The sequence below is a fragment of the Pantoea sp. XY16 genome (genome assembly GCF_025153065.1).
Lineage (GTDB): Bacteria > Pseudomonadota > Gammaproteobacteria > Enterobacterales > Enterobacteriaceae > Pantoea > Pantoea alfalfae.
In genome coordinates this window covers 387939-402923 of the sequence record NZ_JANZNP010000006.1, presented here as the reverse complement: position 1 = coordinate 402923, position 14985 = coordinate 387939, and the positions used below count along the sequence as shown (strand labels likewise).

General features: G+C 56.9%; 15 protein-coding genes. 13 read left to right on the top strand and 2 right to left on the bottom strand.

The genetic code is table 11. The features are described 5' to 3' along the window. Positions 1-275: 275 nt before the first annotated feature. Complete coding sequence (locus N1689_RS11720) at positions 276-1211, bottom strand: formate/nitrite transporter family protein (RefSeq protein ID WP_161733452.1); 936 nt, start codon at positions 1209-1211, stop codon at positions 276-278. 242 nt (positions 1212-1453) lie between these two features. Here N1689_RS11720 and ccmA point away from each other — a divergent pair, with 242 nt between their 5' ends. The 10 genes from ccmA to mlaA all read left to right on the top strand — a co-directional run bounded on the left by ccmA (position 1454) and on the right by mlaA (position 9331). Continuing rightward, positions 1454-2071: a cytochrome c biogenesis heme-transporting ATPase CcmA gene (ccmA, locus tag N1689_RS11715; RefSeq protein WP_253419497.1), complete on the top strand. Its 618-nt coding sequence runs from the start codon at positions 1454-1456 to the stop codon at positions 2069-2071. After that, positions 2071-2730, top strand: coding sequence for a heme exporter protein CcmB (ccmB, locus tag N1689_RS11710; protein ID WP_260058945.1), 660 nt, complete (start codon positions 2071-2073; stop codon positions 2728-2730). The genes ccmA and ccmB overlap by 1 nt, the downstream gene beginning before the upstream one ends. A gap of 67 nt (positions 2731-2797) precedes the next feature. Then, the gene (locus tag N1689_RS11705; protein WP_161733446.1) at positions 2798-3538 is read left to right on the top strand and encodes a heme ABC transporter permease; all 741 of its coding nucleotides are present in this window, start codon (positions 2798-2800) and stop codon (positions 3536-3538) included. Then, positions 3535-3768: a heme exporter protein CcmD gene (gene ccmD / locus N1689_RS11700; RefSeq protein ID WP_161733444.1), complete on the top strand. Its 234-nt coding sequence runs from the start codon at positions 3535-3537 to the stop codon at positions 3766-3768. Before N1689_RS11705 ends, ccmD begins: the two co-directional genes overlap by 4 nt. Continuing rightward, positions 3765-4250 carry a cytochrome c maturation protein CcmE gene (gene ccmE, locus N1689_RS11695; RefSeq protein WP_161733442.1) on the top strand — a complete coding sequence of 162 codons (486 nt, stop codon included), beginning with the start codon at positions 3765-3767 and terminating at the stop codon, positions 4248-4250. Before ccmD ends, ccmE begins: the two co-directional genes overlap by 4 nt. Beyond that, positions 4247-6205 (top strand): heme lyase CcmF/NrfE family subunit, encoded by a 1959-nt coding sequence (locus tag N1689_RS11690; protein WP_161733440.1) that lies wholly within the window; start codon positions 4247-4249, stop codon positions 6203-6205. The genes ccmE and N1689_RS11690 overlap by 4 nt, the downstream gene beginning before the upstream one ends. Further along, on the top strand, positions 6202-6759 hold the full coding sequence (locus N1689_RS11685) for a DsbE family thiol:disulfide interchange protein (protein WP_260058942.1): 558 nt from the start codon (positions 6202-6204) through the stop codon (positions 6757-6759). The genes N1689_RS11690 and N1689_RS11685 overlap by 4 nt, the downstream gene beginning before the upstream one ends. Then, a complete protein-coding gene (locus tag N1689_RS11680) occupies positions 6756-7208 on the top strand; it encodes a cytochrome c-type biogenesis protein (protein WP_222925176.1) in 453 nt (150 codons plus the stop codon). Before N1689_RS11685 ends, N1689_RS11680 begins: the two co-directional genes overlap by 4 nt. After that, positions 7208-8419 carry a c-type cytochrome biogenesis protein CcmI gene (gene ccmI / locus N1689_RS11675; protein WP_222925177.1) on the top strand — a complete coding sequence of 404 codons (1212 nt, stop codon included), beginning with the start codon at positions 7208-7210 and terminating at the stop codon, positions 8417-8419. Before N1689_RS11680 ends, ccmI begins: the two co-directional genes overlap by 1 nt. 147 nt (positions 8420-8566) lie before the next feature. After that, a complete protein-coding gene (mlaA, locus tag N1689_RS11670; RefSeq protein WP_137229673.1) occupies positions 8567-9331 on the top strand; it encodes a phospholipid-binding lipoprotein MlaA in 765 nt (254 codons plus the stop codon). A 135-nt stretch (positions 9332-9466) separates the two neighbouring features. On the opposite strand, the gene fadL is transcribed toward mlaA, so the two are convergent. Continuing rightward, positions 9467-10750: a long-chain fatty acid transporter FadL gene (fadL, locus tag N1689_RS11665; RefSeq protein WP_161733434.1), complete on the bottom strand. Its 1284-nt coding sequence runs from the start codon at positions 10748-10750 to the stop codon at positions 9467-9469. A 358-nt stretch (positions 10751-11108) separates the two neighbouring features. On the opposite strand from fadL, the gene N1689_RS11660 reads away from it, so the two are divergent. The 3 genes from N1689_RS11660 to fadJ all read left to right on the top strand — a co-directional run bounded on the left by N1689_RS11660 (position 11109) and on the right by fadJ (position 14970). Beyond that, positions 11109-11405 (top strand): YfcZ/YiiS family protein, encoded by a 297-nt coding sequence (locus N1689_RS11660; protein ID WP_161733432.1) that lies wholly within the window; start codon positions 11109-11111, stop codon positions 11403-11405. Between the two features lie 158 nt (positions 11406-11563). Then, on the top strand, positions 11564-12874 hold the full coding sequence (gene fadI, locus N1689_RS11655) for an acetyl-CoA C-acyltransferase FadI (protein WP_260058939.1): 1311 nt from the start codon (positions 11564-11566) through the stop codon (positions 12872-12874). Then, the gene (gene fadJ / locus N1689_RS11650) at positions 12874-14970 is read left to right on the top strand and encodes a fatty acid oxidation complex subunit alpha FadJ (RefSeq protein WP_260058937.1); all 2097 of its coding nucleotides are present in this window, start codon (positions 12874-12876) and stop codon (positions 14968-14970) included. Before fadI ends, fadJ begins: the two co-directional genes overlap by 1 nt. The last annotated feature ends 15 nt before the right edge of the window (positions 14971-14985 follow it).

The following is a 14985-nucleotide window of genomic DNA, read 5'->3' as shown; positions in this document are numbered from 1 at the left end:
GCTGATGAGGGTTAATATAAGGAAAGGATTTTGTTAGGTGCTTTCAGATTCTATTAACCTGTACTCCAGGATGGGAATATTCTGAAGATATTAAGAAGTAAATTGACAAGAGGTCAAATTAATTTACGGTTGATGAGCGCTAAATGCAAACGATAATAGCTGCTCTTGCATACTCATCTTTCCTCAGCGAACGATTTCCATCTTTTTGCCGTCAGTGTGTCACGGAGTCATGCTGCCAGAAAAACCTGCACAGCATGACTCTGATCGACTGACTGTTACTCCGCCTTTTCCTGCTCTTCGCGCTGACGGCGTTTCTCCTGCTTCCGTTTTTCCGCCTTCGCTTTCGCTACTGCCGCCTCACTCATGTCATTACGGATCTGTGCGTGGCTGATCAGCGCAAAAATCAGGGTGCCGCCGGTAATGTTGCCAAGCAGCGTCGGCAGGGCAAACGGCCACAAAAATTCATGCCAGCTGATAGTGCCGTTAAACACCAGATAGAGCACTTCGACCGAGCCCACAACGATATGTGCGAGATCGCCCAGCGCAACCAGCCAGGTCATCATGACAATGACCAGCAGTTTAGCGCCGCCCGCAGAGGGGAACATCCAGACCATGGTGGCGATAATCCAGCCGGAAATCACCGCATTAGCAAACATCTCGCCAGGGGTGTGTTCCATCACCTTCATACTGATATTGGTAAAGGCCTGACGGGTGGCATCGTCAAATATCGGCATCTCATTGAACGCCAGCGCACCGAGTGCCGTACCGATTAAATTTCCGAATAAAACAATGCCCCATAACCGCAACAGCAGACCCGCATTACTCCAGGTCGGTTTGTGCATCACTGGTAACACGGCGGTAACGGTATTTTCAGTAAACAGTTGCTGGCGCGCCATAATAACGATAACAAAACCAAAGGTATAACCGAGGTTTTCCAGCAGGAATGCGCCGGGTACGCCATCCAGATGCACCTGAAATATCCCCTTCGCCATCAGCGAGGCACCCATGGATAAGCCCGCCGCAATGGCTGACCAGAGCAGCGCCACACCGTCGCGCTCCAGCTCCTTCTCCCCATCCTGGCGGATCTCTTCATGGATGGCGGCGGCGCGGGAGGGTAAAGCCTCCTCATCGACTTCGATGTCAGTGCCCTTATCCTTCTCTTCACTCTCTACGTCGTTTGGACCCTGTTCATTACCTGATGAAGGCTTCATATTTTCTCCGGGTGATAGTGCTGTCGCGTAATAAGCGTAGCCGTTTTTTATTTGCTGATAATGTAACGACCAGTGCGAATAAGCGTAACAACGTTTTTCGGAACTGCATTTTTATTCAGACTCTTTGCGATATCGCACGAATAAGCTACTGGTATCGAAACTGAGCGGTAGCTCACACTTCGGCCCACAGCAACATTGTGGTAATATCCCGGCCACTTTTAGCTGGTGCGATTCTCCCCTCGATGTTGGAAATCATTACGCTCACTTGTGCATACGACGAACGCGCGCTGTTCCGGCGGCTCTCTTTTCGTGTCTCTGCTGGTGACATTGTGCAGATTGAAGGCCCCAATGGTGCCGGAAAGACCTCGTTATTGCGCCTGCTGGCGGGTCTTAGCCGTCCGGAAGAGGGTGAAATACGCTGGCAACAGCAGCCCATCCTGCGGCAGCGCGAAGCCTGGCATCAGGCGATGCTTTATCTTGGCCACCATCCCGGTGTCAAAGGCGTACTCACGCCGCTGGAAAATCTGCGCTTTTACCATCCCGGTTGCAATGATGCGCAGATCTTTGCAGCACTCGAAAGTGTCGACCTCACGGGTGACGAAGAGGTGCCGGTCAGCCGGTTGTCGGCGGGCCAGCAGCGTCGGGTAGCGCTGGCGCGGTTGTGGCTCAGCCAGGCCCGCATATGGATTCTCGACGAGCCGCTGACCGCTATCGACAAAGCGGGTGTTAAAAAATTAATGGCGAAATTCGCCCGGCATGCCGATAACGGTGGCGCAGTGATCCTGACAACCCATCAGGATTTGCCCGCGGATGCGGCGCGGGTGCGTAAAATTCGCCTCGGCGACGGGGAGGCAGGCTGATGCTGTTTCGCCTCATCCAGCGTGAATTGTGCATCGCTTTTCGCAGCGGTGCGGATGTGGTTAATCCGCTCTGGTTTTTCCTGATTATTATTACCCTGTTTCCGCTGGGAATCGGACCTGACCCGCAACAGCTGGCGCGCATTGCGCCGGGCGTTGCCTGGGTTGCCGCACTGCTGGCGTCGCTGCTGGCGCTGGAACGGCTGTTTCGCGATGACTTCAGTGATGGCTCGCTGGAGCAACTGGTACTGCTGCCGACGCCACTGCCGGTAACGGTCATAGGCAAAGTGGTGGCACACTGGCTGGTCACCGGCGTGCCGCTGATCATTCTGTCGCCCCTGGCCGCTCTGCTGCTGTCGCTGGACTTTAATGGCTGGCGGGCGATGGCCCTGACGCTGCTGCTCGGCACGCCAACGCTGAGTTTCCTTGGTGCGATTGGCGTGGGTCTGACGGTGGGGTTGCGACGCGGCGGTGTGCTGCTGAGCCTGCTGGTGCTGCCGCTGGCGATTCCGGTATTGATCTTCGCCAGTGCGGCGATGGAGGCGGCCAGTCAGGGATTGCCGATTGGTGGTTATCTGGCGATTCTCGGCGCGATGCTGCTGGGCAGCGCCACGCTCGCGCCCTTTGCCACGGCAGCGGCGCTACGCATTACTTTGCAGTAACCGGCTTGTATCCACCGCGCGTAAAAGACGCGGCAATACTCTTTTATCGTTAATGTGAGCATCTGATATGTGGAAAGCGTTACATCAGCTGGCCAGGCCTGAACGGCTTTATCAATTTTCGGGGCGACTGGTGCCCTGGTTTGCCGTTGCAGGGCTGGCGTCGTTGCTGCTGGGCTGGGTATGGGGATTCGGATTTGCCCCTGCTGACTATCAGCAGGGCGACAGTTTTCGCATCATGTATATCCATGTACCCGCGGCGATGTGGTCGATGGGCATCTATGCCTCAATGGCTATCGCTGCCTTTACTGGTCTGGTGTGGCAGATGAAAATGGCCGATCTGGTCTCTGCCGCCATGGCTCCGGTGGGCGCGGTTTTTACCTTTATTGCGCTGGTCACCGGGTCCGCCTGGGGCAAGCCGATGTGGGGCACCTGGTGGATCTGGGATGCGCGTCTGACCTCGGAACTGGTGCTGCTGTTCCTCTATATGGGTGTGATTGCGCTTTATCACGCTTTTGATGACCGCCGCACCGCAGGCCGGGCCGCCGGAATTCTGATTCTGGTCGGCGTGGTCAATCTGCCCATCATTCACTTCTCGGTGCAGTGGTGGAATACCCTGCATCAGGGCTCATCAGGCATTCTTCAGCAGGCAATTGCGCCGGTCATGCGCACACCGCTGCGCTGGGCGATTCTCGGTTATCTGCTGCTGTTTATCACGCTGACGCTGATGCGGCTGCGCAACCTGATCCTGTTAACTGAACGTCATCGTCCCTGGGCGATAGATGTGGCGAAGCAGGGAGAGCAGGCATGACCCCGGCATTTACCTCCTGGTACGCCTTCTTTGCGATGGGGGGCTACGCCTTCTTCGTCTGGCTGGCGGTTATCTGCACGCTGCTTCCGCTTATCGGCCTGACGCTGCATACCCTGTTGCTGCGACGTCGCCTGCTGGCTGAGATTCGCCAGCGCGAGGCGCGGGAACGCCGCATCCGGGCGGCGAAAACGAAAAAAGCCGCGGCTGAAGCAGCAGGAGAGACATTGTGAATATCCGTCGACGCAACCGTCTCTATGCGGCAGTAGCGATCCTGCTCGGCCTCGGCCTGGCCACCGCGCTGGTCATGTATGCGCTACGCTCAAACATCGATCTGTTCTATACCCCGGGTGAAATCCTCTACGGCAAAGGCGAGGCGCACGAGAAGCCGGAAGCGGGTCAGCGGTTGCGCGTCGGTGGCATGGTCATGCCCGGCAGCGTCCGGCGCGATCCCAATACCCTGGCGGTATCGTTCAAACTTTATGATGCGCGCGGTGTGGTCAGCGTCAGTTTTGAAGGCATCCTGCCGGATCTGTTCCGGGAAGGGCAGGGCGTTGTCGCACAGGGCGTGCTGGCGGCGGGCAACCAGGTGATCGCCAAAGAAGTGCTGGCGAAACATGATGAGAAATACACGCCGCCGGAGATTGAAGACGCCATGAAAAGTAATCACATCGGCCCGCAGTCGTTATATCAGGCGGGAAATAAATCCTCATGATGCCTGAAATCGGAACCTTTCTGCTCTGCCTGGCGCTGGGGCTTTCGCTGCTGCTGAGCAGTTATCCGCTGTGGGGCGCGGTGCGCCAGGATGCCCGCCTGATGGCAATGGCGCGTCCGCTGGCCTGCGGCCTGTTTGTCTGCATCGCGGCGGCGTTTGCGCTGCTGGTCTGGGCCTTTATCAGCAACGACTTTACCGTTGCCTATGTCGTCACGAACTCCAACAGTCTGCTGCCGGTCTACTACCGCATCGCCGCCACCTGGGGCGCGCACGAAGGTTCACTGCTGCTGTGGGTGCTGCTGCTCAGCACCTGGACACTGGCGGTGGCGATCTTCAGCCGCGGGATGCCGCAGGATGCGCTTGCGCGCGTGCTGGCGGTCATGGGAATGATTAACCTCGGCTTCCTGCTGTTTATCCTGCTGACCTCCAATCCGTTTAGCCGCACGCTGCCGGACTTTCCGATAGACGGGCATGATCTGAATCCGATGCTGCAGGATATCGGTCTCATTTTCCATCCGCCGCTGCTCTATATGGGCTACGTCGGCTTCTCGGTGGCGTTTGCCTTTGCCATCGCCTCACTGATGGCCGGACGGCTCGATACCGCGTGGGCGCGCTGGTCGCGTCCCTGGACGACGGCGGCCTGGATCTTTCTGACGATTGGTATCGTCCTTGGCTCGGCCTGGGCCTATTACGAACTGGGCTGGGGCGGCTGGTGGTTCTGGGACCCGGTTGAAAATGCCTCATTTATGCCGTGGCTGGCGGGCACGGCCCTGATGCACTCGCTGGCAGTCACCGAAAAGCGCGGCACCTTTAAAGCCTGGACCGTGCTGCTGGCGATTACGGCGTTTTCGCTTAGCCTGCTGGGGACATTCCTGGTACGATCCGGCGTGCTGGTGTCAGTGCATTCTTTTGCCTCCGATCCGGCGCGCGGGATGTTCATCCTTGCGTTTCTGGTGATCGTTATCGGCAGTTCACTGCTGCTCTACGCCATTAAAGGCGGGCAGGTGCGTGGCCGGGTTCAGAATGAAACCTGGTCGCGGGAATCGTTCCTGCTGGGTAATAACGTGCTGCTGATTGCCGCGATGCTGGTGGTGCTGCTTGGCACGCTATTGCCACTGGTGCACAAGCAACTGGGGCTGGGCAGCATTTCGGTCGGTGAACCCTTCTTCAACACGATGTTCAGCTGGCTGATGGCACCGTTTGCTTTGCTGATGGGGATCGGCCCGCTGGTGCGCTGGCGTCGCGATGAACCGCAGAAGCTGGCAAAACGGCTGGCGCTGGCGCTGATTGTCACTCTGGCCTGTTCCATGATCGTTCCCTGGTGGCTGCAGGATCGCATCGAAGCGATGACGGTGGTGGGTCTGCTGATGTCGCTCTGGATTATTGTGCTGACGCTGCTGGAACTGCATGAGCGCGCCACCCATCGTCATCCGTTCTTTGTGGGTTTACGTCACCTGTCACGCAGCCACTGGGGCATGGTGCTGGGCCATCTTGGCGTGGGTGTGACGGTGATTGGCATTGCCTTCAGTACGCAGTACAGCGTGGAACGCGACGTGCGGATGAAAGCGGGTGATAGCGTCGATATTCATCATTATCACTTTGTCTTCCGTGGCGTGCAGAATCTGCAGGGGCCTAACTACAGTGGCGGCATGGGCATTATTGATGTCACACGCAATGGCAAACATGAAGCGACGCTGCAGGCGGAAAAACGCTTTTATACCGCCGCCCGCACCATGATGACCGAAGCGGCGATTGATGGCGGTTTCAGCCGCGACCTTTACGCGGCGCTGGGAGAGGAGCTGGAGGATGGCGGCTGGGCCGTACGCATCTACTACAAACCCTTTGTCCGCTGGATCTGGTTCGGTGGTGCGCTGATGGCGCTGGGTGGGCTGTTCTGCCTGTTTGATCCCCGTTACCGTTCGCGCAAAAAAGCGGGCCCGGAGGCACGGACATGAACAAGAAAATCCTGTTTATTCCCCTGATGCTGTTTCTGCTGCTGGCGGCCGCGCTGCTGTGGCAGCTGACGCGTAATGCCGATGGTGACGATCCGACCCGTCTTGAATCGGCTCTGATTGGCAAACCGGTGCCGCTGTTCCGGCTGGAAGCACTGGATCAGCCGGGCAAAACGTACGATCAGCGCGTGCTGACGGATGGCAAACCGATATTGCTCAACGTCTGGGCGACCTGGTGTCCGACCTGCCGCGCTGAGCATCACTATCTGAATACGCTGGCGGAGCAGGGCATTCGTGTCGTCGGGTTGAACTATAAAGACGATCGTCAGAAGGCGGTTAACTGGCTGAATACGCTGGGCAATCCCTATGCGCTAAGTCTCTACGACGGCAACGGCATGCTGGGGCTGGATCTCGGCGTCTATGGCGCGCCGGAGACCTTCCTGCTCGACGGTAAAGGGATCATCCGTTATCGCCACGCGGGCGATCTCAATGCGCGCGTCTGGGAGCAGGAAGTGAAACCCTTGTGGATAAAATACAGTGCGGAGGCGGGATCATGAAAATGCTGTTTCTGCTCTGCGGCCTGCTGTTCAGCATCAACCTGTGGGCAAGCATCGACACGCTGCAATTTGACTCGGAGGCTCAGGAAGAGCAATACCGCGATCTGACCGCGTCACTGCGCTGTCCGAAATGCCAGAATAACAGCATTGCCGACTCGAACGCGATGATTGCCGCCGACATGCGACTGAAAGTCTATCAATTGATGAAGCAGGGCCAGAGTCGCCAGCAGATTATCGACTACATGGTGGCGCGTTACGGCAACTTCGTCAGCTATTCGCCACCGGTCACGCCTTCTACCCTGATTCTGTGGGCGGGTCCCGCGCTGTTTGTGCTACTGGGTGGCGCCGTGATCATTCTGCGCAGTCGTCAGCGCAAAACCCGCAGTGAGCTGGATGAAGATGAGCAACAGCGTCTTAATGCGCTACTGAAGTCAGACAGGAAGCCGTAATGAGTGCATTCTGGATTACCCTTTTTTTGTTGCTACTGGCAGCCTGCACGCTGTTTCTGGCGGCAGGCTGGCGGCAACGTCAGGCGAGCGCCGGCGATCGCGATCGCCTTAATCAGCGTTTCTATCATCAGCGTATAGATGAGCTGGCGCAGGATGAAGCGCAGGGCGTCGTTGCTGAGCGTCCGCTAATGGAGCGGGAGCTACAGCAGGCACTCCTGGCGGATATTCCGCCAGCACAGACGCTGCGGTCACACAGCAGCCGCCGCTGGATTCTGCTGCCAGGTTTGATCGTACTGGTTGCGGTTTCGCTGGGGACTTATCTGAAAACCGGCGGACTGGCACAATACACCGGCTGGATGCAGGTGCAGCAGGCGTATCCTGAGCTGCGCGCCCGTCTGATGGACCCCGGCGCAAAATCGCTAAGCATGGAGGAGCTGGCGCGTTTACAGCTCGGATTGCGTACCGCGTTGCAAACCGAACCGGATAATCTGGCCGACTGGACAATGCTGGGACGGCTCGGCATGGTGCTGAATAATGCGGAGATTGCCAGCCAGGCCTTTGAGCATGCACTACAGCTGGCCCCCAACGATCTGGCGCTGAAGCAGGATTATGCAGAGGTGCTGACAAGATCCGCCGATCCGCAGGATAACCGTCAGGCGTCACTGCTGCTGCAATCGTTGCTTAAAGCTGATCCGCAAAACCTGCGGACGCTGAGCCTGCTGGCGTATAACGCTTACGGTCAGCAACAGTATGATCAGGCTATTGATGCATGGCAGACTCTGCTGGGTCTGTTGCCTGCCGGTGATTCGCGACACGCGATGATCGCCCGCAGCATTGAAAAGGCCCGAAGCGACGCCGGGCAGCAGAGTCGTCAGCTGGCGCTGACAGTGACGCTGACCCCAGAGGCAGAAAAAATGTTACCGCAGGACGGAGTGTTGTATATTTCGGTTTCTGACGGGGATTCACCGGTACCGGTGGCGGTTAAGCGTATGCCACTCAGCCACTTCCCGCTGACGCTGACGCTGGATGACAGCAATGCCATGATGCCGAATCGCCTGCTTTCGGCGCAGCATCAGGTTGAGGTCCGGGTGCGGATTTCCCGCGATGGCAGCGCCAATCCGCAGCCAGGCGACTGGCTGGGTCTGAGCGCGGTGACGCCCTGGGATGGGCATCAGCCGATCGCGGTGGAGATCAATAAGCAGCTACCCTGAACGTCAAAATGATAACGTTAGAAATGATGCGTGCCATTGCCTGCTGCCTCTGGCACAAAGTCAGCTATGCTCATCGGATAAGCCGATACGACAGGGCTGTGACCTGAACGATGGGCTGACCTTTTTCATCCGCACAGGGAGATTGGAATGAATTATCGCCTGACCAGCCTGGCTGTCGCCAGCGTCCTTCTGGTGGGTTGTGCCAGTTCAAAGCCGGCGAATAGCGATCCTGCGCAGCGCAGCGATCCATTTGAAGGCTTTAACCGCACGATGTTTAACTTTAACTACAACGTGCTGGATCCGTACGTGCTTCGTCCGGTCGCTGTGGCCTGGCGTGATTATGTGCCGGTCCCGGCACGTACCGGGCTGAGCAATTTCCTCGGCAACCTGGAAGAGCCAGCCAGTATGGTCAACGCCATTCTGGTCGGTAACGGACGTGATGCGGGTATTCACTTTACCCGTTTCTTCCTGAACAGCGTGCTGGGACTGGGCGGTTTCATTGACGTTGCCGGCAAGGCGAACCCGGAACTGGCGCGTGAAGAGCCGCACCGTTTCGGTACCACGCTTGGTCACTATGGCGTCGGCTACGGGCCTTATGTTGAGCTGCCTGCTTACGGCAGCTTCACGGTGCGTCAGGATGGCGGCGACTACGTTGATACGCTTTATCCGATCCTCGGCTGGCTGACCTGGCCAATGTCGATTGGTAAATGGACGCTTGAAGGGATTGAGACCCGCGCGCAGCTGCTGGACTCTGATGCAATCCTGAAACAGCAGAGCGATCCGTACGCCTTTATCCGTAACGCGTACTTCCAGCGTCACGACTTCCTGGCACGTGGCGGCAAGCTCAAGCCGGAAGATAATCCTAACGCAGCCGCGATTCAGGATGACCTGAAGGATATTGACGCCGAGTAATCGCCCGCGCTGAGCAGCCAGGGATGGCGGTTTTGCGTCTTTGTGCAAGGCGTATGCTCCCTGAACCATTAAGCGATCCACGTCCATAAAAAAGGGCGACTCACCAGAGTCGCCCTTTATGATCGTACCATCCAGTCAGAACTTGTAATTAAAGTTCGCACCGTAGAGCCAGGCTTTACCTTCAGAGGTAAAGGTATAAGGCCCTTCTTTCACCGTCACTTTCTGTCCGTGCATATAAGAGATGCCTAAATCAACCGAGGCATCATCGTTAAAGGCATAAGACGTACCCGCACTCAGCCATAAACGATCCTGGTCCGGAATAGAGATAGAGCGCTTATCGGCCGGAACCGGGCTGTCATCAAACGCAATACCGGTGCGGAACGTCCAGTTCTTGTCGTAGGAATAGGTTGTGCCCAGTGCAATGCGGTAGGCATCGTGGAAGCTTTCATCTTTATAGAACAGCGTCTGGCCGTTAGAGCCAGTGGCTTTCAGCTCCTGGAACTGGCTCCAGCTGGTGTACGCCATGCTGTAGTGAACCGCCCACTGCGGTGCCACTTTATGCCAGCCCGATACTTCCCACATCTCTGGCAGATTCAGGGTTAACGCGCCAGGAACGGTGGTACCATTGGTGCCAAACGGCACACCTGACACTTCCGGATTATTCACTGCATTCAGTCGGGAAGAGAGGCTGCTTTTGTAATCGCCATCGAAGTCGACTTTCACTTCTGAACGATAGGTAAAGCCGAAGCGGTTATTCTCATCCACTTCATACAGGACACCGGCGTTCCAGCCATATCCCCACTCATCGCCTTTCAGATGGGCAACCTGCGTATCAGCCGGAACGCCCAGTCTTGCGCCTGACTCACCGGCATAGCGTTCAATTTTGGCTTTGGCATAAACCGCATCAAAACCGACGCCAAAACTAAAATGTTCATTTAAACGGTACGCGGTGCTGAGATTAAAATTGCCGGTCACCAGATCGGTTTTACCGCCGTAACCCCCCGCGGTGTAGCCATTATTAAACTCTGTTGCTAAGCCATAGTTAGAGGTTGCAGACGCGCCGATCCACCACTGATCGTTGATGGGCTGGACATAATGAATATTGGGAACCCACTGATTCGGGGCAATATTATTAGCATCCAGGCTGCGTCCGCTGGGACTGCGACCACTAATATTGACATCTGGCGCAATATAGACCGCACCGAGTGAAAATTCCGGACGATCCATTAATGCCATCGTCGCCGGGTTACGGCTGGCTGATGCCGCCGTATCGCCCATTGCCCCTTCGCCTGAATATGCGCGACCTAAACCAATCGTAGAAAACTCATTTAACTGAAACCCAGCTGCGTAAACGTGTGAAGAGACAAGCGCCACTGCAGCCGCCACGGCTGACTTTGCAAACAGGTTTTTATGGTTCATGACCACAACCTCATGTGAATTATTATTTAACGCTATAACGTCGCGTAACAAAGGACGGCGGATTGTAGGGACTGATGTAAAACGCACATATCAGACCAGTGCGGAGAGTATAGGTCCGACCTGTGTGCATGTTGCAATATTGTTTTTAAAATATTTCAGGTTTGATCGTTTAAAATTCGATCTGCATAACAAAACAGCCCTGATTCTGCACAGCATACCGATTCCAGTTTGTTCTGGATCAATTTTTATTGTGATATTCGTCACTTAGCGCCATGTACATGGCGCATCTTTACGCGAGCAGGTAAAATTTCGGCCATAAAATCGCTCAACCCACCAGATCGCTGGTCAGGAGAATGAAATGACTGATGCCATTAAAAAATGCAGTGCGACCGAAACAGCAGCCTGTTGTTGTGTTGATGTGGGCACGGTAATGGATAATACCGATTGCACCGCCAGCTGGTCGGAGTGGTTTGCTCAGCGTGCCGATGCGGAAGCCAAATTAGCTCTCCTCACCGAACGTGCACGTGAAGTTGAATCGGAACCCTGTGTGATTGAGTCACGCTTCAGTGAGGTGAATCAGGGTGTGCAGCTGGATATCGATTTTACTTTCAGCTGCCAGGCTGAAACGATGATTTTTCAGCTCGGTTTGCGTTAAGTCTCATAACGCCGCATTAATGCGGCGTTTTTCATTTTCGTGTTTCTCTTCGCACTTTTTCCTTTCCGGTATTGGCGGCTCACCCGCTTGTGGTTAACACTGATCAGGTCAGACCTCTTCAGGCAATGATGCCACAGTCCCAGCCACAGGTGAGAACAATGAGCAAAGCGCAGCCGCTGCTGACGCGTGATGGTGAACGCATCGCAATAACCCACGGGTTACGCACCCCTTTTTTGCGCCAGGCGACCGGCTTCCATGGCATTCCCGCCATTGAGCTGGGACGGATGGTGGTCAGCGAATTAATGGCGCGCAGTGAACTGCCGGCTGAGGTGATCGAGCAACTGGTCTTTGGTCAGGTGGTGCAGATGCCGGAAGCGCCGAACATTGCGCGTGAAATTGTATTAAGCAGCGGGCTGAGTGTGCATACCGATGCCTACAGCGTCAGCCGTGCCTGCGCCACCAGCTTTCAGGCGGTAGCGAATGTGGCTGAAAGTCTGCTGGCGGGCACCATCTCTGCCGGTATTGCCGGTGGCGCAGACTCTTCGTCGGTGTTGCCGATTGGGGTCAGTAAAACGCTGGCCCGCGCGCTGGTGGATCTCAATAAAGCCCGCAGCTTCGGTCAAAAACTGCACATCCTGCGGCGTCTGCGTCCGCGCGATCTGCTGCCGGTCCCGCCTGCAGTGGCGGAGTATTCGACCGGCCTGCGTATGGGCGACACTGCGGAGCAGATGGCTAAGCGTCACGGCATCACTCGCGAAGCACAGGATGCGCTGGCGCTGCGATCCCATCAGCATGCCGCCAGGGCCTGGCAATCCGGGGTACTGAATCAGGAAGTGATGGCAGCCTTTGTGCCGCCGTGGAAAACCGCTATTGACCAGGACAATAACGTCCGTATGAATGCCAGAGCAGAGGATTACGCCCGGCTGCGTCCGGCGTTTGATCGTCAGCACGGCAGCGTCACGGCGGCCAACAGCACGCCTCTCACCGACGGCGCGGCCGCCGTGATTCTGATGCGCGAAGGCCGCGCCCGTGAACTGGGTGTCACGCCGCTGGGCTATCTGCGCAGCTACGCGTTTACCGCAATTGGTGTACAGCAGGATATGCTGCTGGGTCCGGCGTACTCCTCACCACTGGCACTGGATCGCGCGGGAGTCACGCTGGCCGATCTGACGCTAATTGATATGCATGAAGCGTTTGCGGCCCAGACCCTGAGCAATCTGCAACTTTTTCGCGACGAGCGCTTTGCCCGCGAGGTGCTGAACCGTGCTCATGCGCTGGGCGAAGTGAATGAAGAGCGCTTTAACGTGCTGGGCGGTTCAATCGCTTATGGTCATCCTTTTGCCGCCACGGGCGCGCGCATGATCACCCAGACGCTGAATGAATTACGCCGTCGCGGTGGCGGGTTAGGACTGGTCACGGCGTGTGCGGCGGGCGGTCTGGGTGCGGCAATGGTTCTGGAGGCCGAATAATGGATCAGAATGCGTTTCACCTGAAGATGCGACTTGATCACGTTGGCATCATTACAATCGATGTCCCTGGCGAGAAGATGAACACCCTGAAAGCAGAATTTGCCGGGCAGATCACCGCCATCATTGCAGAGGCGCGACGCGATCCGCAGCTGGCAGGCCTGGTACTGATTTCGGGCAAAGCGGACAATTTTATCGCTGGCGCGGACATCAGCATGATCGATCGCTGTCAGAGCGCACAGGAAGCCGAAGCGCTGGCAAAACAGGGTCAGGAAGTGATGGCTGCGCTTGATGCGCTGCCATTCCCGGTAGTAGCCGCAATCCATGGTGCCTGCCTGGGCGGCGGGCTGGAGCTGGCGCTGGCCTGCGATGCGCGTATCTGCTCGCTGGATGAGAAAACCCGCCTGGGTTTGCCGGAGGTGCAACTCGGCTTACTGCCCGGCTCCGGAGGTACCCAGCGACTGCCTCGGTTAATTGGCGTGCAGCAGGCGCTGCCGCTGATTCTGACCGGCAAGTCGTTGCGGGCGAAACAGGCCCGTAAGCTGGGGGTGGTTGATGATGCGGTGCCGCAGGCGATTCTGCTGGAGACGGCTATCGCGCGGGTGAAAAAGGGCAAGGTCAGTGGACGCACGCTGCCGCTGCGCGACCGTCTGCTGCACGGGCCGGTTGGCCGTCAGGCACTATTTACACTCGCAACCCGCCAGACTGCAGCCAAAACCCAGGGTAACTATCCGGCGGCAAACCGCATTATTGAGGTGGTGCGCATCGGGCTGGAGAGGGGCAGCCGGGCCGGACATGATGCTGAAGCGCGTGCCTTCGGTGAGCTGGCAATGACGCCGGAATCTGCGGCGCTGCGCGGACTCTTTTTCGCGACCACGGCCATGAAGAAGGAGCGGGGCGGTGAGGCGGAACCCGCTGCGGTGAAGGGTGTCGCGATTCTCGGCGGCGGTCTCATGGGCGGTGGCATCGCCAGCGTCACCGCAATCAACGCCGGATTACCGGTACGCATCAAAGATATCAGCCTGGAAGGCGTTAACCATGCGCTGAAAACCAGCTGGGATCTGCTGAGCAAAAAGGTCAAACGACGCCAGCTTACTCCGGCACAGCGTCAGCAGCAGATGGCTCGTATCACGGGCGGCATCGATTACCAGGGGTTCTCGCAGCGCGATGTGGTGATCGAAGCCGTGTTCGAAGATTTAGCACTCAAGCAGCAGATGGTCAGCGAAGTGGAAGCCCACTGTCAGCCGCATACGCTGTTTGCTTCTAACACCTCGTCGCTGCCGATTGAAGATATTGCCGCCAAAGCACAGCGTCCGGAAAACGTCATCGGCCTGCACTACTTCAGCCCGGTCGATAAAATGCCGCTGGTGGAAGTGATTCCCCATCTGAACACCTCCACCGCAACGGTAGTGACCATTGTGGCGCTGGCGCGCAGCCAGGGCAAAACGTCGATAGTGGTAGCGGACAAGCCGGGTTTCTATGTTAATCGCATCCTGACGCCCTATATAAATGAAGCGATGCGTTGCCTGCTGGAGGGCGAGCCGATTGACCATATCGATCGGGCGCTGGTGAAGGCTGGTTTTCCGGTCGGTCCGATTCAGCTGCTCGATGAGGTTGGCATCGACGTCGGCAGCAAAATCAGTCCCATCCTGCATCAGGCTTATGGTGAACGCTTTGCCGCACCCGCTGCTTTTGACGCGGTGCTCAAAGATGGCCGCATGGGACGTAAAAACAGCAAAGGCTTTTATCGTTATGACCAGCCGCGCTGGCAGCGTAAAAAGCCGGACACCTCGCTGTATACGTTGCTGAAAGTCACGCCGCAGGCAAGACAGAGTGAAGCGCAGATTGCAGAACGCTGCATGATGATGATGCTGAATGAGGCGGCCCGCTGCCTTGATGAGCAGGTTATTCGCTGTGCCCGCGATGGCGATATCGGTGCTGTGTTTGGTATCGGCTTTCCGCCTTTCCTGGGGGGTCCGTTCCACTACATGGACAAACTGGGTGCGGCGGAAGTGGTCGACCGCTTAACCCGCCTTACGCAGCAGCATGGCGATCGATTTACGCCCTGCGAAGCACTGGTTGAAGCGGCCAGAGAATAGACGAAATTTTACATT